Source organism: Labrenzia sp. 011 (assembly GCF_003075075.1).
In the GTDB taxonomy this organism is placed as follows: domain Bacteria; phylum Pseudomonadota; class Alphaproteobacteria; order Rhizobiales; family Stappiaceae; genus Roseibium.
In genome coordinates, this window is the sequence record NZ_QCYM01000007.1 from 145,878 (window position 1) to 166,810 (window position 20,933).

Annotated in this window: 16 protein-coding genes and 1 riboswitch; of the genes, 1 reads left to right on the forward strand and 15 read right to left on the reverse strand. The window is 62.3% G+C overall.

What is annotated here, in order from left to right; all coding sequences use genetic code 11:
* Nucleotides 1–104 precede the first annotated feature (104 nt).
* The 4 genes from DCO57_RS10160 to DCO57_RS10175 all read right to left on the reverse strand — a co-directional run bounded on the left by DCO57_RS10160 (nucleotide 105) and on the right by DCO57_RS10175 (nucleotide 5,571).
* Nucleotides 105–1,046, reverse strand: coding sequence for an ABC transporter substrate-binding protein (locus DCO57_RS10160; protein ID WP_116698773.1), 942 nt, complete (start codon nucleotides 1,044–1,046; stop codon nucleotides 105–107).
* Between the two features lie 22 nt (nucleotides 1,047–1,068).
* Nucleotides 1,069–1,824: an ABC transporter permease gene (locus DCO57_RS10165; RefSeq protein ID WP_116698774.1), complete on the reverse strand. Its 756-nt coding sequence runs from the start codon at nucleotides 1,822–1,824 to the stop codon at nucleotides 1,069–1,071.
* A 152-nt stretch (nucleotides 1,825–1,976) separates the two neighbouring features.
* Nucleotides 1,977–2,083, reverse strand: a riboswitch (TPP riboswitch).
* Between the two features lie 77 nt (nucleotides 2,084–2,160).
* Nucleotides 2,161–3,873, reverse strand: coding sequence for a hypothetical protein (locus DCO57_RS10170; protein ID WP_116698775.1), 1,713 nt, complete (start codon nucleotides 3,871–3,873; stop codon nucleotides 2,161–2,163).
* 405 nt (nucleotides 3,874–4,278) lie between these two features.
* A complete protein-coding gene (locus tag DCO57_RS10175) occupies nucleotides 4,279–5,571 on the reverse strand; it encodes an adenylosuccinate synthase (RefSeq protein ID WP_116698776.1) in 1,293 nt (430 codons plus the stop codon).
* A 350-nt stretch (nucleotides 5,572–5,921) separates the two neighbouring features.
* Between DCO57_RS10175 and DCO57_RS10180 the strand changes: the two genes are divergently transcribed.
* Entirely contained in the window at nucleotides 5,922–6,812 is an 891-nt protein-coding gene (locus DCO57_RS10180) for a DMT family transporter (RefSeq protein ID WP_116698777.1), read from the forward strand.
* 114 nt (nucleotides 6,813–6,926) lie between these two features.
* On the opposite strand, the gene serA is transcribed toward DCO57_RS10180, so the two are convergent.
* The 11 genes from serA to tolR all read right to left on the reverse strand — a co-directional run bounded on the left by serA (nucleotide 6,927) and on the right by tolR (nucleotide 20,930).
* On the reverse strand, nucleotides 6,927–8,513 hold the full coding sequence (gene serA, locus DCO57_RS10185) for a phosphoglycerate dehydrogenase (protein WP_116698778.1): 1,587 nt from the start codon (nucleotides 8,511–8,513) through the stop codon (nucleotides 6,927–6,929).
* Nucleotides 8,514–8,588: 75 nt separating this feature from the next.
* The gene (locus DCO57_RS10190) at nucleotides 8,589–9,767 is read right to left on the reverse strand and encodes a phosphoserine transaminase (RefSeq protein WP_116698779.1); all 1,179 of its coding nucleotides are present in this window, start codon (nucleotides 9,765–9,767) and stop codon (nucleotides 8,589–8,591) included.
* A 155-nt stretch (nucleotides 9,768–9,922) separates the two neighbouring features.
* Nucleotides 9,923–10,720 carry an outer membrane protein gene (locus DCO57_RS10195; RefSeq protein WP_165814707.1) on the reverse strand — a complete coding sequence of 266 codons (798 nt, stop codon included), beginning with the start codon at nucleotides 10,718–10,720 and terminating at the stop codon, nucleotides 9,923–9,925.
* 467 nt (nucleotides 10,721–11,187) lie between these two features.
* The gene (glmM, locus tag DCO57_RS10200; RefSeq protein ID WP_116698780.1) at nucleotides 11,188–12,534 is read right to left on the reverse strand and encodes a phosphoglucosamine mutase; all 1,347 of its coding nucleotides are present in this window, start codon (nucleotides 12,532–12,534) and stop codon (nucleotides 11,188–11,190) included.
* Nucleotides 12,535–12,753: 219 nt separating this feature from the next.
* A complete protein-coding gene (gene ftsH / locus DCO57_RS10205; protein ID WP_116698781.1) occupies nucleotides 12,754–14,673 on the reverse strand; it encodes an ATP-dependent zinc metalloprotease FtsH in 1,920 nt (639 codons plus the stop codon).
* A gap of 168 nt (nucleotides 14,674–14,841) precedes the next feature.
* The gene (gene tilS, locus DCO57_RS10210) at nucleotides 14,842–16,218 is read right to left on the reverse strand and encodes a tRNA lysidine(34) synthetase TilS (protein WP_165814708.1); all 1,377 of its coding nucleotides are present in this window, start codon (nucleotides 16,216–16,218) and stop codon (nucleotides 14,842–14,844) included.
* Nucleotides 16,202–17,155 carry a tol-pal system protein YbgF gene (gene ybgF / locus DCO57_RS10215; RefSeq protein WP_116698783.1) on the reverse strand — a complete coding sequence of 318 codons (954 nt, stop codon included), beginning with the start codon at nucleotides 17,153–17,155 and terminating at the stop codon, nucleotides 16,202–16,204. The genes tilS and ybgF overlap by 17 nt, the downstream gene beginning before the upstream one ends.
* Before the next feature lie 278 nt (nucleotides 17,156–17,433).
* On the reverse strand, nucleotides 17,434–17,919 hold the full coding sequence (gene pal / locus DCO57_RS10220) for a peptidoglycan-associated lipoprotein Pal (protein WP_116698784.1): 486 nt from the start codon (nucleotides 17,917–17,919) through the stop codon (nucleotides 17,434–17,436).
* A gap of 203 nt (nucleotides 17,920–18,122) precedes the next feature.
* A complete protein-coding gene (gene tolB / locus DCO57_RS10225; RefSeq protein ID WP_244287923.1) occupies nucleotides 18,123–19,406 on the reverse strand; it encodes a Tol-Pal system beta propeller repeat protein TolB in 1,284 nt (427 codons plus the stop codon).
* Between the two features lie 111 nt (nucleotides 19,407–19,517).
* Entirely contained in the window at nucleotides 19,518–20,474 is a 957-nt protein-coding gene (locus DCO57_RS10230) for an energy transducer TonB (protein WP_116698785.1), read from the reverse strand.
* Nucleotides 20,475–20,480: 6 nt separating this feature from the next.
* On the reverse strand, nucleotides 20,481–20,930 hold the full coding sequence (gene tolR, locus DCO57_RS10235) for a protein TolR (RefSeq protein WP_116698786.1): 450 nt from the start codon (nucleotides 20,928–20,930) through the stop codon (nucleotides 20,481–20,483).
* Between the last annotated feature and the right edge of the window lie 3 nt (nucleotides 20,931–20,933).

Below are 20,933 nucleotides of genomic sequence, written 5' to 3' on the forward strand. Positions count from 1 at the left end.
CAACGGATAGTCGAAAACGCCGGGGCAATCGTCCCGGCGTTTTCGTATTCAATGCATCGCACCCGACGCGCCTGCCCCGAAGGGCAAGAGGAAGGTAAGGGAACCTACCTGATCTCGACCGCGTAGGTATCGAGCGGAACCACCTTGCTGATCAGCCCCGCTTCGGCCATGAACTCCGCGAACCGCTGATACCGCCCCGCGTCGAGCGCCGCCGGGCGTTTGGCAAAGCGCGGCAGCGTATCGGCCCATGCCCGCTTGTTGAGTTCGTCATCGAGATGCGGATAGGCCTCGATGAAAGCGTTCCAGGCTTCCTCGGGATGATTGGTGAGATAGATGGTCGCCGCCTCGACCGCCGCCAGGAATTTCGCCAGGCGCGGATCGTCCGTCTTGTCCCGGTTGACCACATAGATCAGCTCGTCGAAGGCCGGTACGCCGTTTTCTTCCGGAAAGAACGCCTTGCCTTCCTTGCCCTCGATGTCGATCTGGGTCAGTTCGAAATTCCGGTATCCGCCGATCACCGCATCGACCTGCCCGGACATGAGCGCCGGAGAGAGGCTGAAATTCACGTTGATGAGTTCGACGTCGTCGATCGTCATGCCGACGGATTTCAGCATCTGCCCGAGCATCGCGTCCTCGAAGCCGGAAACGGAAAAGCCGATGGTTTTGCCTTTCAGGTCCTTCAGCTCCTTGATCGGCCCGTCTTTCAGGACGATCAGGCTGTTCAGCGGTGTTTCGACGAGAGTCCCGATCCAGGCCAGCGGCAGGCCTTCCTCGATATGCGCATGCAGCGTCGGCTGGTAGGAGACCGCGATATCCCCCTGCCCGGCCGCGACCAGCTTCGGCGGCATGGCCGGATCCGCAGGCTCGATCAACTCCACGTCCAGGCCTTCAGCCTCGAAAAACCCCAGAGTTTGCGCGGTGATCACCGGCGCATGATCCGGGTTGGTGAACCAGTCCAGAAGAACGGTCAGTTTCTCGGCAGCCTGGGCCGGCGCGCCGGCAAGCAAACCGGCGGCAAGGGTCAGGGAAAGGAGCGTTTTTTTCATTCAATCCTCCAGAGTGCGGCGGTCAGTCTTCGACCTGCCAGGGAACGAGAATACGGGTGAGGTGTTCGACGGCGTAGCGCATGGCCAGCACCATCAGCGCGAGCAGGATGACGGCAGCGAACAGCATGTCCGTGTTTCCGCGCGCATTGGCCTGCAGCATGATGAAGGCCAGGCCGCCCTTTGCGCCCGCCCATTCACCGATGACCGCCCCCATGGGGGCGAATACGGCCGCGACCCGGACACCGGACGCGAAGGCAGGCAGGGCCGCCGGTATCCGGAAGACCCAGAGTTCGCGGTGCCGGGGCACCCTGTAGAGCCGGGCAAGATCGACAAGTCCGGTGTCGAGCCGCTTGAGGCCGTCGTACACCGTTGAGGTGACCGTGAAGAAGATCACCAGAATGGCCATGACGATCTTGGAGGACATGCCGAAGCCGAGCCAGAGCACCAGCACCGGGGCAATGGCGAAGACCGGCAGGGCCTGGGTGACCAGGACCGGCGGCAGGATCACCCGGCCCGCCAGCGGAAACAGCCAGACGGAAATCGCCAGCAGGGCGCCGGAGGTGACCCCCAGCGCGAAGCCGAGCACGGTCTCGAAAGCCGTGATGCCTGCATGATGCAGCAGGAACCCGGCGTGTTTCGGAAAAGCCAGCAGAACGTCGACAGGCCCCGGAAGCATGAAGGACGGCGGCTTCAGAAGGGCAACCAGCAGCGCCCAGATGCCGAACGTGACGGCAATACCGATGACGAATTTCAGGAAAACGGCAAGAAACGCCCTCATGACGCCCCTCCGCGCGAACGCGGTCTTGCCGGGACTGTCATGATCAAGTCGGCGCACGGACTCTGCGGACGCAGAAGCCGCCGCAAGGGCAGGCAGTAACGCATAGGATCTCCCGTCTTCGGACACGCCGAAAATGACACTGGAGATCCGGGAGAGGCTAAGGATTCCGTCCCTTCGCCGGCATGACCCGGATCAGGTTCTAAGGGTTCGGCTCAACACCATCTCAGCTCCGGTCACCGGAGCACCCCTCGGACCAAGGCGGAACATGCCTTCTTCGTTTCAAAAAGGCAAGCCACCAGACATCAGCTTTTGCAGTTTATACGGGCAACAGGTTCATCAGCCGGCCTGCCAGGCCGTAATGGCCTTTTCGACCGCCTCGTCGCCGGCGCCGCCCTTTTCAAGGGTCAGGATACCGCGCTTGCCGTTTTCGTAGAGCATCGGAATGTCGATCCAGCCGCGCTCGCGCAGCAGGGCCAGATTGCGCTGCTGCTCGTTCGGAAGGCTGGACAGCGCGATCCAGAAGAAGCCCGGAGACACTTTCACCGAAGCCCCGATCAGGGCGTCGCCCCGCGCCTCTTCCGTCGGTTTCATCACCAGACCCGGCACATTGACGATGTCCCCGGCGGCAAAAGTCTCCGGGAACTCATATTTGATTTCCACAAGATGACTTGCCGGAAGGGAGGTGTCGTCATTCGGCTTGATCCGGATGTCCACCTTCACGTCCCGCTCGGGAATTTCCACTGACGCGCTGAGCACCGACTGGGCCTTGCCATCGAGATCGGTTTCCTCCTCGACGCTCCAGACCACCGCACCCTGAGCCGCTGTTCCGGCCCCACCGGTCTCCTCGCCTTCCTCGTAGAGGATGGACCGCTGAACGCCGGGATCGTCGCTTTCGACGGTCTCGGCAGGAGCTGTCTCTTCCGGAGCGATCGCCGCCAGATTGTCCTGCGGAACCGCAGCCGGTTCCCCGACGATGGCCGGCGTATCGATCGCATCCAAAGGTGCTTCGGGTGCCGGCGCTTCGGGAGCTGTCTCCGGAGTCGCGGCGACGTCGGAATCAGGCGTTTCCTGCGGCGTGATTGTGGTGGTCGTGACAGTTCGCGCATCCGGCGCGACCACTTCAGCTTCACCGTCGTTCAGCAGCCGGTCTGTGTTTTTGGCGGTCTCGGCCTCGTCCGGAGTTTCCACCGGAGCTGCGGCCTGTTCTTCCTCGGCGGGCGCAGGCGCGGACGCCGTTTCGGTAACTGTTTCCGCCCCGCTGTCGGCCATCTTCTCGTCGGAGGAGAGGAAAAAATACCCTCCGGCCACCAGGAGCAGCAGGACGACACCGGCAATCGCGATGGGAATCGTGCGGCTGCCCGTACCGTTGCGCAACGCATCCGAGGCGCTCGGCCGTTCCCGTCTGGCGCGGCCGCGTTTCGGCTTGTCTGGTGCCGGGGCGGCATCGTCGGAGGTAAACGGTTCGCCGCCGTCATCCGCATGGGATTCGAAAAGCCCGTCATCAGGCGCCGGCCTGTCGTCAAACGCCGGTTCCCGGCGCTCGGCAGACATATGCTCGGAGCCCGGTTCCATTGCCGGCTCGACCGCGTCCTTTGCGTTCTGGACAGCCTGATTGGCGGCGGTCCCCAGTGACTGCGCTTCCGAAAGAGTATCCTTGAGCGGCGAAGGAATTGTCGCTTCGGGTGCCGAAGGGGCCGACGCATGGTCGGGCGGCGCGGTTTCCCTGACCGGCTCCGTCACCACCGGTTCCTGTCGCACGGGAGGTGTGACCGCAGCGGATGCAGGCTGTGATGCCGGCGGTTCCGCCTTGGGCACCGCGGGGCCAAGGCCCAGGCTTTCCCGGGCGGCTTCCGCCTCCACCTTGCGGATCGCTTCTTCCAGGCGCAGCTGTTCGGCCGTGATTTCGGAAGGAGAAAGCGGCGGTTCGTAGGCTTTCAGCTGATTGACGATGGCTGTGCGCGCACGGCTGTAGACGCTTCTGCGGGCAGCACCGTTGCTTTCCGGCAAAGACGCGATCGTTTTCTTCAGAATTGAATAGTAATCAGCCATCTTCCTGCCTACCGGCGAACTGCCAGAATCTCATGTGCGGGCCTGAATCTCCGGATCCCTGAATTTTCGAATCCCGGAATTCCCAGAGTCACCGATTTTCAGATCATTATCAGGCTTATAGCAAGTTTTTGAAGAACGATGCTATTTCTTCAATCTCTCGCCCGCATACGACCCCTACAGCACCTTCTTCCTGTCATGTGTTTACAGTCTCAACGCACACGCGCGCATGTGAGACGACTTGGTGGAAACGTCGTGATTCGCAACGTTCCGGACCATTCTGCTTTCCCAGCGCCCCTGATGAAAGCAGAAAACGGATCGAATTCAGAGTGTTGGAGCATCCCCTGGCCTTCCGGACAGAAGACGCCCCCACACCCGCCTGATAATGGGCGATTATCGCAGGCGTTCTCAATCCTGGAAGGGATTCTGCACAAGAATTGTGTCATCCCGCTCCGGACTGGTCGAAAGGATCGCGACCGGCGCACCGATCAGTTCCTCGACGTGACGCACATATTTGATCGCCTGCGCCGGCAGATCGGCCCATGTCCGCGCCCCTTCGGTCGATTCCTTCCAGCCCGGCAGGCTTTCATAGATCGGCACCACCCGTTCCTGGGCTCCCTGCGAAGCCGGCAGGTAGTCGATCCGTTCCCCATCCAGCTCATAGGCGATGCAGATCTTGATTTCATCCAGACCGTCGAGAACGTCCAGCTTGGTCAGGGCGATGCCGCTGATACCGGAGGTGCTCACGGTCTGGCGCACCAGAACCGCATCGAACCAGCCACAGCGGCGGCGGCGGCCCGTGACCGTGCCGAATTCATGACCGCGGGTTCCCAGGAACTCGCCGACTTCATTCTGCTGCTCGGTCGGAAACGGACCTTCCCCGACGCGCGTCGTATAGGCCTTGGTGATGCCGAGCACATAGCCGATCGCCCCCGGCCCGAGGCCGCAACCGGTGGCAGCCTGTCCCGCGACCGTGTTGGAGGACGTCACGAAGGGATAGGTACCGTGGTCGATGTCCAGCAGAGCGCCCTGCGCGCCTTCGAACAGGATACGCTTGCCCTGGCGGCGCTGCTCGTCCAGCAGGTACCAGACCTTGTCCATGTAGGGCAGAACCTTGTCGGCGACACTGGCAAGTTCGTCGTAGATCGCCTGGGCGGAAATTTCGTCCTGACCGAGACCGCGGCGCAAGGCATTGTGGTGGGTCAGCAGACGGTCGATTTTCGCCGGCAGGGTCGTCAGGTTCTTCAGGTCCATCAGCCGGATGGCCCGGCGGCCGACCTTGTCTTCATAGGCCGGACCGATCCCGCGCTTGGTGGTGCCGATCCGCGTTCCGGTGTTGGAATTCTCGCGCAGGGCGTCCAGCTCCCGATGCAGCGACAGGATCAGCGTGACATTTTCGGCAACGCGCAGGCTTTCGGGAGTAACGACGACACCCTGCTGCCCGAGGCGCTGGACTTCCTCCGCAAGGGCGTGCGGGTCGAGGACGACGCCATTACCGATCACGGACAGCTTGCCCTCACGCGCGACACCGGACGGCAGAAGAGAAAGCTTGTAGCTCACTCCGTCGATGACCAGCGTATGCCCGGCGTTGTGCCCGCCCTGGAACCGCACGATGACATCGGCCTGCTCCGACAGCCAGTCGACAATCTTGCCTTTGCCTTCGTCACCCCATTGCGAACCGACAACAACCACATTCGCCATCTAATCTTTGCTCTCCTGAAGCAGCTTTCCGCCCCCGGATCAGAATCCGGGTGCCAACACGATGAACCCCGGCAAACGGACCGGGGCAAACGGCGCGGACTATAGACAGGATTCCAGGCTCATGCGAGTCTCGGAGCGGAATTTATGACACGGCGGCCAAATCTTTTCCGGCCGCATTCATAACACTCTCCTTGGCCTTTTTGAGGCACCGCACCGCACCAGCGCAAGATTGCCCTTTTCGGGCGAAAGGGCCGGCCAAAGCCGAACCACGGCCGCTCGCTTTTCGGGTGGGCCGCTCTGCGCCGGCGTGATAGGCCGGGAGCTCATTCACGGGCTATCGAGATCAACTGATGACATTGCGAAACTGGCTTCTGCTGAGCGTGCTCGGTATCCTCTGGGGAGGCTCATTCCTCTTCGCCAAGGTGGCCGTTGCCGAAGTCCCGCCCTTTGCGCTGGTCTTCTTCCGGGTGTCCATCGCCTGCACCGCACTGCTTCTCTATCTTTGGCATCAGCGCCTTCTGGCCCGGCTGGAGCTCCGCCTGGCGCTGCCCTTCCTCGTCATGGGGTTGCTGAACAACGCCATCCCCTTCTCCCTCCTGTTTCTCGGCCAGACCGTGATCGGTGCGGGTCTGGCGTCGATCCTCAATGCCACCACCCCCGTTTTCACGGTCCTCGTGGCAAGTGTGCTGGTCAAACAGGAAACACTTCAGGCCCATCGCATTGCCGGCGTGGTGCTGGGCATCGCGGGTGTTGCGATCATGCTGTCCGGCAGTCTCTCCGGCCTCGCAACGGACCCGGTCTGGGCGCAGCTCTGCTGCCTGGGCGCCGCTTTTTCCTATGCCTGCGCCGCAACCTTTGCCCGGCGGTTCAAATCCCTGCCGCCGCAGGTTTCGGCCACCGGGCAGCTTATCGGCTCCAGCGCGATCATGCTGCCCGTGGCAATGCTCACCAGTGCCGGCTGGACACCGGCCGATGCCGGCCCGGTGGTCTGGATGAACGTCGCGGCCCTGGGCCTCATAGCAACGGCCATCGCCTATCTGATCTATTTCCGGATCCTGGCCGAGGCAGGCGCGACAAATGCCTCTCTCGTCACGTTGCTCGTCCCGGCAAGCGCGCTCCTCCTGGGCTGGCTGGTTCTGGGAGAAGAGCTGGATACAATTCAGCTCGCCGGTTTTGCCGTTCTGCTGGTCGGACTCGTCGTGCTGGACGGCCGCATCCTGCGGCGCAGGGCGCGCGACTGAGCCAGACGGAAAAGCCCCCGCAGAAACAGTCGTCTGCGCGGGGGCTTTTCGGCAATTGCCGGAGCGGTCTTACGAAGGAAATACCCGAAACCCGCCTCCGGGCGTCTTGCCCTGTCAGAACGTCAGCGACTTCACCTGCTTGACGTGGGACACGGCTTCCAGCCGGGCCATGACCTCGGCCGGAACCGGCACATCCACCTCGACGAGACAGATCGCATCCTCGCCCGGTGCGGACCGGCCGAGATTGAAGGTGGCGATGTTGACGCCGCTGGAGCCGAGCTCCATGCCCAGATGTCCGATGAAGCCGGGCTTGTCCTCGTTGGTGATGTAGAGCATGTGGTCGCCGAGTTCGGCTTCCATGTTGATGCCCTTCACCTGGATGATCCTCGGCTTGCCGTCGCCGAAGACCGTGCCCGCGACGGAGCGTTCCTGGCGTTCGGTAAACACCGTGAGGCGGATGTAGGTCTCATAGGCTCCCTGCTTCTCGCGGCGAGTTTCCTCCACCTTGATGCCCCGCTCCCTTGCCAGGATCGGCGCGGAGACCATGTTGACCGTCTGCAGCAGCGGCGTCAGCAGCCCGGTGATCGCAGCCGCGGTCAGCGCCTGGACATTCATTTCCGCGACCGCTCCGGCATATTCCAGCTTCACGCCTTCGATTCCGGTTTCGGTCAGCTGCCCGGCGAAGGACCCCAGTTGCTCGGCAAGCCGGACGAAAGGAGCCAGTTTCGGCGCCTCCTCGGCCGATATCGACGGCATGTTGAGCGCGTTGCGGACCGCGCCGTCGACCAGATAATCGCACATCTGCTCGGCGACCTGCAGCGCCACGTTTTCCTGGGCCTCCGAGGTCGACGCCCCGAGATGCGGCGTGGAAACGAAGTTCGGCGCACCGAAGAGCACGTTGTCCTTCGCCGGCTCGTCGACAAACACGTCGAAGGCGGCGCCCCCCAGCTTGCCCGAGTCAAGCGCGGCCCTGACCGCCGCCTCGTCGGCCAGACCGCCGCGGGCGCAGTTGACCAGATAGGCGCCCGTCCGCATCTTGGCGATCGCCTCCGCGTTGATGATGTTGCGGGTCTTGTCGGTCAGCGGCGTATGCAGGGTGATGACATCGGCCCGGCTGAGGAGGTCGTCGAGGTCCACCTTCTCGACCCCGAGTGCAACCGCCCGTTCAGGCGTCAGGAAGGGATCGAAGGCAATGACCTTCATCTTCAGGCCGATGGCCCGCTCCGCGACGATAGAGCCGATGTTTCCGCAGCCGATCAGCCCCAGCGTCTTGCCGGTGATCTCCCGGCCCATGAAACGGGACTTCTCCCACTTGCCGGCCTGGGTGGAGGCATCTGCCGCCGGGATCTGGCGGGCAACGGACATCATCATGGAAATCGCATGTTCCGCCGTGGTGATGGCATTGCCGAAGGGCGTGTTCATCACGATGATGCCGCGGGCGGTCGCCTTCGGGATATCGACATTATCGACACCGATGCCGGCACGGCCGATGACCTTGAGCCGGTCGGCGGCGGCGATGATCTTTTCCGTCACCTTGGTGGCGGAGCGGATGGCCAGACCGTCATACTGGCCGATGATTTCCAGAAGTTTTTCCTTGTCCTTGCCAACATCGGGCAGGAAATCCGCCTCGATGCCGCGATCCTTGAAAATCTGGACCGCAGCCGGGGACAATTTGTCTGAGATCAATACTCTGGGAGCCATGAGGGCATCTCCTTTGAATCAGGAAACGAGCCGGGCGGCGGGCCGCCCGGTGGTGTCGTCATTGAGAGGAAATGCTCAGGCTGCCTGGGGCAGTTTCGTTTTTTCCTGCCGGAAGGCCCAGTCGAGCCACCGGGTCAGGGCTTCCAGATCCGCGGCCTCGATGGTCGCCCCGGCCCAGATGCGCAATCCCGAAGGAGCGTCGCGATAGGCGCCGATGTCATGGGCAACGCCCTCCGCATCCAGCGCAGCGACGATGGACTTCGCGAAAGCTGCCTGCGCGTCGGCGGCAAGCGCCTGGACGCCAGGATCGGTAACCTTCAGGCAGACGGAGGTGTTGGACCGGGTCGCCGGATCGACGGCGAGAAAATCCACCCAATCCGTTTTTGCCACCCAGTCGGCCAAAACCTTCAGATTGGCGTCCGCCCGGGCACACAGCCCGGAGAGTCCGCCGAGGCCGTCCGCCCATTTCAGCGCGTCGAGATAATCCTCGACGCAGAGCATGGACGGCGTGTTGATCGTCTCACCTTTGAAGATGCCCTCGATCAGCTTGCCGCCCTTGGTCAGGCGGAAGATTTTCGGCAGCGGCCAGGCGGGGCTGTAGCTTTCCAGCCGTTCGACCGCGCGCGGGCTCAGGATCAGGACCCCATGGGCAGCTTCCCCGCCCAGAACCTTCTGCCAGGAGAAGGTCACCACATCGAGCTTGTCGAAGGCAAGGTCCTGCGCGAAGGCGGCGGAGGTCGCATCGCAGATGGTCAGGCCTTCGCGATCAGAAGGAATCCAGTCACCATCGGGAACGCGGACACCGGAGGTGGTTCCGTTCCAGGTGAAGACGACATCCCTGGAAAAATCGACGCTGGAAAGATCCGGCAGCTCACCGTAGGGGGCTTCCAGAACACGGGCATCGCCGAGCTTGAGCTGCTTGATCACATCGGTGACCCAGCCGGCGCCGAAGCTCTCCCAGGCCAGCATGTCGACGCCACGCGCACCGAGCAGCGACCACAGCGCCATTTCGACGGCGCCGGTGTCGGAGGCCGGAACGATGCCGATCCGGTAATCTTCCGGCACCTGCAGCACCTTGCGGGTCAGCTCGATCGCTTCGGCGAGCTTCGCCTTGCCCGGCTTGGCCCTGTGGGACCGGCCCAGGGGCGCATCGCCGAGGTTCTCAAGCGCCCATCCGGGACGCTTGGCGCAGGGACCTGAAGAAAAATTGGGATTGGCCGGACGCACGTCCGGCTTTGCGGTGAGATCTGTCATATCCGTCTACCCTCACAGATAGTAGCCCCTCGTTGGGGAGGGGTGGCCCACCTGTGGGAATAGGACGAACCCGGACGCCGGTCAAATCAAATCGGCCCGAAAACAGCAAAGGCCGGTCCAGTGACCGGCCTTTGCAAACACGTTTTGGAAGAGGATCAGAAGTTGCTCGTGATCGGCCCTTGCGGCTCGTAATAGACCGGAGCGGTTGCGGTCCTCATGGAATTGAAGGTGTAGCGCGCACCGAGGCGGAACTCATGCGCGGCCAGATCCTTGTATTCGATCCTGGTATTCTGGCCACCAACCGCGAACTTTTTCGATTGGGCATCGCCGATGTTCAGGTAACGATACCCGCCGTCCAGCGCCAGATTGGGCGTGATTTCATACGAAGCACCTGCCATGAGCGCCCAGGCGAAGTTCCACTTGCTGTCACCCTCGTAGGTGCCGGTTGCACCGCCGCCGTTATCATAGGTGATATCGCTCGTCGTCACATAGGACGCACCGATACCAGCACCGACGTAGGGAGTGATCCTGTTCCAGGTCCCGATATCGACATAACCGTTCAGCATGAAGGTCCAGACGTCGATATCAGCCTTTTCGATTGAATAATCACGTCCACAAAGCCCACAAGCCGCTTTTGCTTTCGCTTCTGCCGGGAATTCGTAGTCGATCGTCAGATCCGCACGCAGATGGTCGCTGAATTTGTAACCGACACCGGCCCCCATCATGAACGTGCCGTCCATCTCCTCGTCATAGAAGTCGAGGGTGCCGTATTTGATATCCGGTGCCTGATAGATCTTGTAACCGATATCGCCACGCAGATAGAAAGCGCCGGCCGCTACCGGAATTTCCGGAATGTGCTCAATGACCGGTGCCGGCAAATCCGCAGCATAGCCTGCAGTGGAAAGCGCTACAGCAAAGCCGGTCAAAGACAAACGCTTGAAAAAATTGTCCATGTCCTCGTCCTCTTCCAGTGAGCGTCCGCCTCAAACAATACCGGACACACCAAACTTGAAGGCATACTGACGAGAATTCATTAAAGGTCACTTAACCCTGTTCTTTAATCGAGATTTTTTACCTTAACACAACCTTAATTCAGACAGTTTTATTTACAAAACATTAAAACTCGCACCGGACAGAAGCTGGTTTCTGATTGATCACACCCCTCAACCAGGTCATCCCGGACAAGCGCATCAACACTGCGTGCAGATCCGGAACCCAGCGCATATGGGGCAAGGGCAAGCGAGCCCGCCCCCGAACAAGCGATTGAAACTATTCAATTCAAGGCGCGCATACAGCGCGGAACAGGTCCGGATTCCGGAGCGGCGCTCGACGGGCATCCCACTGGTCCGGGATGCGAAGTCGGGCTTGCGGGCCACCAGAAACCGCCCCGAACGGGGCAGTTCGGCTTCAGGACTGACGGTCAGGCTGCTGCGGAAGCCACGACGCCTGCGATATCGTTAACAACCTGGCTGACCAGATCCGCGTCGTCGCCTTCGGCCATCACCCGGATCAGAGGCTCGGTGCCGGAAGCACGAATCACCAGACGGCCGGATTTTCCGAGCCGGGCCTCGCCATCCTGGATGGCCGACTTGACCTGATCCATTTCCAGCGGCTCACCGCCCTTGTAGCGCACGTTCTTCAGGATCTGCGGCACCGGCTCGAACCGGCGGCAGACTTCCGACACCGGCCTGTTCTGGTCCTTCACGCAGGCCAGCACCTGCAGAGCGGCGATCAGACCGTCGCCGGTTGTGGCGAAATCGGACAGAACGATATGCCCCGACTGTTCTCCGCCCACATTGAACCCGTTGGCGCGCATGTGCTCGACCACATAGCGGTCCCCCACGCGGGTGCGGGCGAGGCTGAGGCCGAGGCTTTCAAGGTAACGTTCCAGTCCGAGGTTGGACATGACCGTCGCGACAATGCCCGCCCCCGCCAGGCGGTTGCTTGCCTGCCAGGACTGCGCCACCACCGCCATCAGCTGGTCGCCATCGACAACCTTTCCGTTCTCGTCGACGATGATGACACGGTCCGCGTCACCGTCGAGCGCGATACCGATATCCGCCCTGACTTCATGCACCTTGGCGGACAACGCATCGGTCGATGTGGAGCCGCATTCCTTGTTGATGTTGAAGCCATCCGGGGACACGCCCATGGAAATCACATCCGCGCCAAGTTCCCAGAGTGCTTCCGGGGCCACCTTGTAGGCCGCGCCATTTGCGCAATCGATGACCACGCGCAGGCCCTCGAGGCTCATTTCACGCGGGAGAGTCCGCTTTGCGAACTCGATATAGCGCTGCTGCGCCCCGTCGATCCGCTTTGCCCGGCCAAGCTCGCTTGCCCCGGGCAGCCGCGAAGTCAGGTCGGTCTCGACAAGCTTTTCGATGGTCTTTTCGATCCGGTCGCTGAGCTTGAAGCCGTCAGGCCCGAAGAACTTGATGCCATTGTCCTGGAAAGGATTGTGCGACGCCGAAATCATCACGCCCAGATCCGTCCGGAGCGAGCGGGTGAGCATGGCGACCGCCGGCGTCGGCAAGGGGCCGAGCAGAAACACGTCGATGCCGACGGAGGTAAATCCGGCCACAAGGGCGTTTTCGATCATGTATCCCGACAGGCGCGTATCCTTGCCGATGACGACCCGGTGACGATGACCGCCGTTCTTGAACACAAGACCGGCCGCCATGCCGACCTTGAGCGCCATTTCAGCCGTCATGGGATATGTATTGGCTTGACCACGAATACCGTCGGTGCCGAAAAACTTGCGCATCAAACATGTCCGTAAAATTGTCTTTGGTTCAACGCTCCGCTTTCAGGCGCATCCGCACGAAAGCAGGTTGGTTGTGCGCCTGTTTAGCGCAGTTCGAACCATCTGTGCTTCAAAATATGTGAGCAATTGTTACCATTCACAAACGATCAGCGCCCGCCGCAACGAAAAATGCCCGGCTCGCGCCGGGCATTTGACATCTTGGCCGATGAGCCTTGACGCTGATCAGGACTGCGGCTGCGGCTCCATGCCGCCGCTGGGCTCGTCGCCCCCCCGCTTGGCGCCTGTGGTCGGCACTGCGGAGGACCGGCCGACAGGCTGGTCGTCATCCGTATCCCGGATCGGCGGCTTGCCGTTCAGAAGCCCCTTGATCTCGTCTCCCGACAGGGTTTCGTATTCCAGAAGGCCCTTGGCGATCGTGTGGAGCTGGTCCTCGAAATCGCCCAGGATCTTCTTCGCGGTCTCGTAGCCCTGATTGACGAAGGACTTGATTTCCGCGTCGACGATCTTCTGGGTCTCGTCGGAGACATGCTGGTTCTTGGCGACAGAATGGCCCAGGAAGACCTCTTCCTGGTTCTCGCCGTAGAGCAGCGGCCCCAGCTTGTCGGACATGCCGAACTGGGTCGCCATGGCGCGGGCAAGCTTGGTGGCCATCTGGATGTCGCCGGAAGCTCCGGACGTGACCTTCTCGTAACCGAAAATCATTTCCTCGGCCACACGGCCGCCCATGGCAACGGCAAGATCGGCCTTGCACTTCGCCCGTGTCAGGGAGACCTGATCCTTTTCCGGCAGGCGCATGACCATGCCCAGCGCACGTCCGCGCGGAATGATGGTGGCCTTGTGGATCGGATCGGAAGCTTCCTGATGCAGCGCCACCAGGGCATGCCCTGCTTCGTGATAGGCGGTCAACTTCTTTTCTTCCTCGGTCATGACCAAGGTACGGCGCTCCGCGCCCATCATCACCTTGTCCTTGGCATCCTCGAACTCCGCCATGGTCACCAGCCGCTTGGAACGGCGGGCGGCGAGCAGGGCGGCCTCGTTGACGAGGTTCATCAGATCCGCACCGGAAAAGCCCGGCGTGCCGCGTGCAAGTGTCCGGATATCCACATCCGGCGCCAGCGGTACCTTGCGCATATGCACTTTCAGGATCTTCTCGCGGCCCGTTATATCCGGGTTCGGCACCACGATCTGGCGGTCGAAACGGCCGGGACGCAGGAGTGCCGGATCCAGCACGTCGGGACGGTTGGTCGCCGCGATGATGATGACGCCTTCATTCGGCTCGAAACCGTCCATCTCGACCAGCAGCTGGTTCAAGGTCTGTTCGCGCTCGTCATTGCCGCCGCCGAGACCGGCGCCGCGATGACGGCCGACCGCGTCGATTTCATCGATGAAGATGATGCAGGGCGAGTTCTTCTTCGCCTGTTCGAACATGTCGCGCACACGGGACGCACCCACGCCGACGAACATTTCGACGAAGTCGGAACCGGAGATGGTGAAGAACGGCACATTGGCCTCGCCAGCGACCGCACGGGCCGTCAGCGTCTTACCGGTTCCCGGAGGGCCGACCAGCAGCACACCGCGCGGAATGCGGCCGCCCAGACGCTGGAACTTCTGCGGATCGCGCAGGAACTCGACGATCTCCTGCAGGTCTTCCTTGGCTTCATCAATGCCGGCCACGTCCTCGAACGTCACCCGGCCATGCGCCTCGGTCAGAAGCTTGGCCTTGGATTTGCCGAACCCCATGGCCTTGCCGCCGGACCCCTGCATCTGCCGCATCACGAAGATCCAGATGCCCAGAATGACCAGCATCGGCAACCAGGAGAACAGGGCTCCGAGCAGCGGAGAACTTTCCGCCGGCGGACGGGCATTGATCAGAACACCCTTGTTGCGCAGTTCATCGACATATTGCGCCCCGTCGGGTGCATAGGTCTGGAATGCGCCGCCGCTGTTGTAGCTGCCGGAGATTTTCTGTTCCTGAATGGTGACGGATCTGACTTCACCATTATCGACCTGTTTCATGAAGTCCGAATAAGCAATATCATTCGTCGCGCCGTGCTGAGCGGGACTTTGAAACAGCTGAAACAGTGCGATCAACAGCAAGGCGATGATCACCCAAAGGGCGAAATTGCGAAAATGTGCGTTCATTTTGTTCCCTTAACCGCCCGACGCGACGTAACTCACGCGGTTATTTTCCTTTAAGCGAAGATAGGTCGCCCAAGGCCCGCTGCCAAGGCGGTGCGCCATAGTTGCGCAGATGCACTGACTAATTTGTTAAGTTCGGACCTCTAACAGATGTTGAACCTGAGGAAAACTCTAGATTTCCTCATCCCGGTTCCCAACATTGACATATCCGGCCTCCGGCAGGCCCCGCCCTGGTATTCTTTCCATGGTAAACATCATTGCCGGACTGCAATCGCCGATCGGCCGGTCCGCGGGCAGGCAGGACGCGACAATCGTTCCATCTGCCGTCCACACGACCGGTGAACAGTCGAAAGCCTCTTTCGGCCAGTCAGCCGGCCAGTGAATGTCCCGCGCCCGCACCGGAGCGCGGCACAGCGGCCCCAGACACAGACTGTCCGCAGAATCCGGGCATTCTGTGTCCGCAGGCGAGGAAATCCGATAGCGGCTATCCCAGATCTGCGGGACAGCCGTGAGCACACACGTCTCGGGCGGTGCGCGCCCGGCTTCCTTCCAGATCCTGAGGATGTCGCCCTTCGCATCGAACAGCGCTCCGGCCAGGGAGCTCCTGCGGTCATCGGCGCCGGCAAGCACCGCATCCAGAGCTTCGAGCTTGCGGAACCTGATCCGGACACGGTTTCCCGTCGCCCGTGCGGCCAGGCGGCTCAGCAGGCGCAGGCGCAGATCCTTCGCGGTGCTGCGATAGATTTCCCGGCTCATCTTCAGCGGCCCGGCCGGATGTTCGCTGACATGCGCCTCCACCAGGGCCTCAAGCGTCGTCTCAAGAGCGTCCCGCGCGCGCCGCAGGTGCTCTGCCGTCTCGGCAATCCGGCTGGCGCTGAGCCCCTCCTCCGCCAGCAGCGCCATGATCCGGCGCAGACGGCTGCGCTTGTATTTCGGGGCGAGATTGGACGGATCGGAACACCAGGCCACGCCGCGTACCCTCAGGCTCGCCTCGAGCCGGGCCTTCGGCACGCTCAGAAGCGGTCGCAACAGGCGCAGGCCCTGCGGGCCGTCCGGCTCGTCGCACGCCATGGCGCCCAGTCCGGACAGTCCGCTGCCCCGGGTCAGCCGGTCCAGAAATGTTTCGGCCTGATCGTCGCGATGATGCGCCAGGACCAGCGCCTGGGCCCCCGACTGTCTCATGTGGCCGGCAATCAGCCGGTATCGGGCCTGGCGCGCTTCCTCCTGCATGTTGCTGGCCGGTTTTTGACCCTCCCAGCGCAGGATGGCCGCGGGCAGGCCGTGATCGGCGGCCAGGGCGACCACGAATTCGGCTTCTCCGGCGCTTTCAGGGCGCAGGCCGTGGTCAACGCACAGGACTTCCGCCTCCCCCTGCCAGGAGGTGCGTCTCATCCATTCGCTGAAAAGAACAAGGAGACTGGAGGAATCCGCTCCGCCCGAAACGGCAAGCGCGAGCCTGGAAAAGGGTTTCAGTCTGCAGAAAAGAAAATCGACGTCTTCGTCCGGGAGCGTGGAGTGCTCGACCGGTCCGTCAGGAACATTTTGCACGGCGGCGCTCATCCCGTGCCTGCGTCAGAACGGCGGGGGCGGCATTCGGATATTTGTTGAGCAGTTCGGAGAAGGTCGCGCAGGCGGCGTCGGCTTCGCCCAGACCGCGCAGCGAAACGCCGAGCTTCAGGAGACTGTCCGGGCTTTTCGCATTGCCGGGATGGTCGGTGTAGGTCTTCAGGAAGGCATCAGCGGCCTCGCGGTAGTTCTGCTGTGCAAGCAGGCTTTCCCCCAGCCAGTACTGGGCATTGGCCGCCAGCGCATCGTCCGGATAGTTTTCCAGAAAGGTGCGGAAGCCCTGCTCCGCCGTGGCATAATCGCCATTGACCGCAAGGGAATAGGCCTGGTCGTAATCGGAGCGCGCGTCACCGCTGCCGATGACGCTGGCAATCTGGTCGTCGTCCGTGGCAAGGCCCGGGTCGGGAGCGCTGTCCTGCCCGGCGCCGGGCAGGTTTTCCAGCCCCTGAGCCAGGGCGGACAGATCGATCGGCCCTTCGGACGGCAGGCCGGTCGGACCTTCATAACCGCCGGACTGTGACCAGTCGCTGTCGCCCGACCCGTCTGTGGCCGGAAGGGTGGCGAAACCGCCCCCCGGTGCGATCAGGCTCCCCGATTGCGGCTCCCCGGTCTCCGAGAGGCCGGGTTGGGCGCCTCCCGATCCGGCATCGGACCGCTTGCCCGGCGTGCCGCCTTCCAGCTGCTGGAAGCGGTATTCGTTGTCCTCCTGCATGCGGCGCATCTGATCCTGCAGTTCCCGCATCTGATAGGACAATTGCTCGATCTGCCCGGTCAGCACCCGGATACGTTCTTCCAGCTGGCCGATCCGGACCGATGAATCATCATTCTTGCGTCCGAAAAGCTGCGCTTCGGACGGTGTGGCAGCGGCGATGAAAACCAGCGCCATGACGAGACCTGCCAGTCCCCTAAAATTCCGCATTCGCTCCTCCGGTCTGGGATTTTGTGAGCATCAACGGACCGGACATATATGCCAATACCGGCGCAGATCCGTATTCGTGATGTTCCATACCCTCCGGTATGTATCACGCCCGGCTCTGTACTCAAGTGCACTGAGCGCCCGGACTTCGGCTAAATTTTGACAATAACCGCTTTGCTCCGGAAGAAACCGGCCGGAATTTGCACGACGGCTCTCCGCCGGACACGAAAAAGGCCGGACGCGAGGCCCGGCCTTCCATTCGGATCCGCGGTGCGGCCCGGTCAGTTGGTGGCGTTGTTGAGAACCGTCACCGCACGCCGGTTCTGGGACCAGCAGCTGTTGTCGTTACACACGGCCACCGGACGTTCCTTGCCGTAGGAAATCGTCTTGATGCGCGACGCATTCACGCCCTGGGAGACCAGATAGTCCCGCGCGGCCTGGGCACGCCGTGCCCCGAGGGCGATGTTGTACTGACGCGTGCCGCGCTCGTCCGCATGGCCTTCCACGGTAATCGTGTACTGGGAATAGCGGTTCAGCCACTTCGCCTGATTGGCAAGGGTCGCCTGAGCCTGTGCATTGACCACCGACTGGTCTTCCTCGAAGAACACCCGGTCGCCGACATTCACCACGAAGTCCTGGCCGGTGCCCGGCTTGACATTGGTCGCCAGCCCGTCCGGTTTCGTCTGGGCACATGCCGCTGCGAGCAGAACCGCGAAACAGATGGCAATCCATCGCCCGCCCTGAACGGCGTTTTCTCGTTTGAACATTCCTGTCTCCTAATCCCCAGCCCCGTCAACCTGACCGCACGGATCGTTGGTCTTTGGTAAACGCTTTCTAGCCAAACCTGGTTAAAGCCGTCTTTGCAAACATGGTTAACAACTTCCTAACACAGCCTGTCTGTCAAGACTGTATCGAAGTTCCCGTGCGGCCTGCCTGTCGCGATGCCACGGAGGGCGGGCCGCACGGTGTTTCAGTCGATCAGGGGCGACCAGGACGGATCCGACGCGAAGGCGGGAGTTTCCAGCCTCTGCTCGTTGTATCCGGTCAGGTCGACCGTCCACACCTGAGGTCCGCCATTGGCGCCCGGCGTATCGCGGAAGAACACCAGAACCCGCCCGTTGGGAGACCACGCCGGCCCCTCATTGTGGTAGCCCTCGGTCAGGATGCGCTCGCCCTTGCCGTCCGGGCGCATCACGCCGATCATGAACCGTCCCTGATGCTGCTTGGTGAAGGCGATCAGGTCTCCCCGCGGCGACCAGACCGGCGTGGAGTACCGCCCCGGTCCGAAGGAAATGCGCTGCGCATCGCCGCCGCCCGTATTCATGACATAAAGCTGCTGGGTGCCGCCCCGGTCGGATTCGAAGACGATCCGCTGTCCGTCGGGCGAGAAGGACGGGCTCGTGTCGATGGCCGCCGAATTGGTGAGCCGCGTTGTCTGGCGCGAGCGCAGGTCCATCTTGAAGATATTGGCATTGCCGCCCTGCTGCAGGCTCATCACGACGCTTTGCCCGTCCGGCGAAAACCGGGGAGCGAAGGTCATGCCGGGAAAATTGCCCACGATTTCACGCTGGCCGGTCTCGATGTTGAGCAGATAGACGCTGGGATCCGACCCGCCATAGGACATGTAGGTGATTTCCTGGCTGGTCGGCGAAAATCTCGGCGTGAGCACCAGGTCCTCGCCCCGGGTCAGATAGCGCACATTGGCGCCGTCCTGATCCATGATGGCCAGACGCTTGATCCGCTTGTCCTTGGGGCCGGTTTCATCGACAAAGACGATACGCGTGTCGAAATACCCTTTCTCGCCGGTCACCCGCTCGTAGATCGCATCAGAGATGATATGGGCCAGACGCCGCCAGTTTTCCGGCGTCGTGTAGAACTGCTGGCCGAGCATCTGTTCCTGCGCGAACACGTCCCAGAGGCGGAATTCGGCGCGCAACCGGCCGTCCGCCTGCTTGATGACCGTGCCGGTGACCAGCGCCTGCGCGGAGATCTGGCGCCAGTCGCCGAAACGCGGCGTGGAATTCACGCTCATGTTCTTCTGGATGAAGCTGGCCGGGTCCAGCGGATTGAACAGGCCCGAGCGCTTCAGGTCCGCCGCGATCACCGATGTCATGTCGGCGGCCAACTTGCTGTCACCGCCGTCGGCCGAAAACGAAGGCAGGGCAATCGGCAGCGGCTCGATATTCCCCTGGGTAATGTCGATTTCAACGAGCGCCGATGCCGATGGAGGCGCGAAGACGGTTGCCAGGGCCATCAGGACGGCAAGTCCGATGGATTTCCGGTCAGCGAGAACAGAAAGTTTTTTCAGTATTCCACGCATGAGCACAACAGCTCCCTTATCGACAATCAGTTCGGCCATGCCGGACTATCCCCCAAGCATCTCTCTCGGGTCAAAGTTTATGATGACTTCCTGCCACGCGTCATATTTCGCAACCGGCAGGGAATATGGCTGGCAGCGCATGATCGCGCGCACCGCGCTGCTCGCGGCGGCCCCGAACGCCGGATTGCCATTCGAATTCAGCACTTCCGGACTGCCGGACACATCCCCGCTGCGGGAAAGGTTGAAGCGGACCCGGACCTTGAGTTCTTCCGCGCCCACCGCTCCGACCGGCGGGTTCCAGCATTGCGCCACCTGCCCCCGCAGCGCATCGAGCTCCGACTGGCTCATGCGCACGTCCTGCTGGCCCTTGTTGGACCCGAGCGAGGCCGGCTGCTGTGACGACGCCCCGGACTGTTTTGCCGGCTCGACCTTGTTCAGCAGGGCCGCGATCTGCGTGCTGTCGAAATTCTCGTCCGGCGGCTCGGGCGTTTTTCTGGGTGGCGCCGGTTTCGACCGCGGTGCGACGCTGGTCACGATCGGCTGCGGCGCAGGCGCCGCTTCCTGCTGCGGCTCCGGTTCCGGTGCGGGTTCGGCTGCGGGCACCGGCTCGGCCGCCTGTGCGGGTTCCGGCACGGGCGCAGGCGCCGGTTCGGGTTCCGCGACCGGCTCGGGCTCAGGCTCGGGAGCAGGCGTCGGCTCGGGTGTCGGCGCAGGTGCGGGGGTTGGCGGCGTCGGTTGCTGGACGTTGCTTTCCCCCGGCTTGTCTGCCGGCTCGGGCGGCTTTTCCGCGGGTGTCTCGCTTGGCTTCACCGCTGCGACTTCACGGATCTCTGCGGTTTTCTCGCCGATCCGCAGCCGCGTGAACTCTTCGATCGGCACCAGGTCTACCGGCAGGGAATCCACCGGCGGCACAGAAAAACTGTCCGCGTCCGGAAAGGCAGCAATGCCCCAGAGAAGGATAGCCGCATGACCGGCCAAAGACGCGATGAGACCTGCGCGCATGACGCGTTACGAGTCCCGTTCTTCCAGAGTGACAAGACCGAGGCGTTTGAACCCGGCTGCGTTGATCCGTCCCATAAGCTTCATCATCGTGCCGTAGTCCGCATCCTGGTCGCCGCGCACGTAGATACGCTCCTCGTAGCCGTTGGCCGCGATGGCTTCGAGCTTCGGCACCACCTCGTCCAGCGGGATCGGCGTATCCTGAATGAAGATCTCTCCTGCCGAATTCACCGAGATCGTGATCGGCTCCTTGTCCCCTTCAAGCGCCTTGGCGCTGGTTTCGGGAAGATCGATCGGCACGCCCACGGTCAGCAGCGGGGCCGCCACCATGAAAATTATCAGCAGGACGAGCATGACGTCCACGAAGGGCGTCACGTTGATCTCGCTCATCGGCGCATTGCGCCGGCGGCGCCGTCCGCGCCGTCCGCCCGACTGACCTGAACTGACCTGCATGGCCATGGG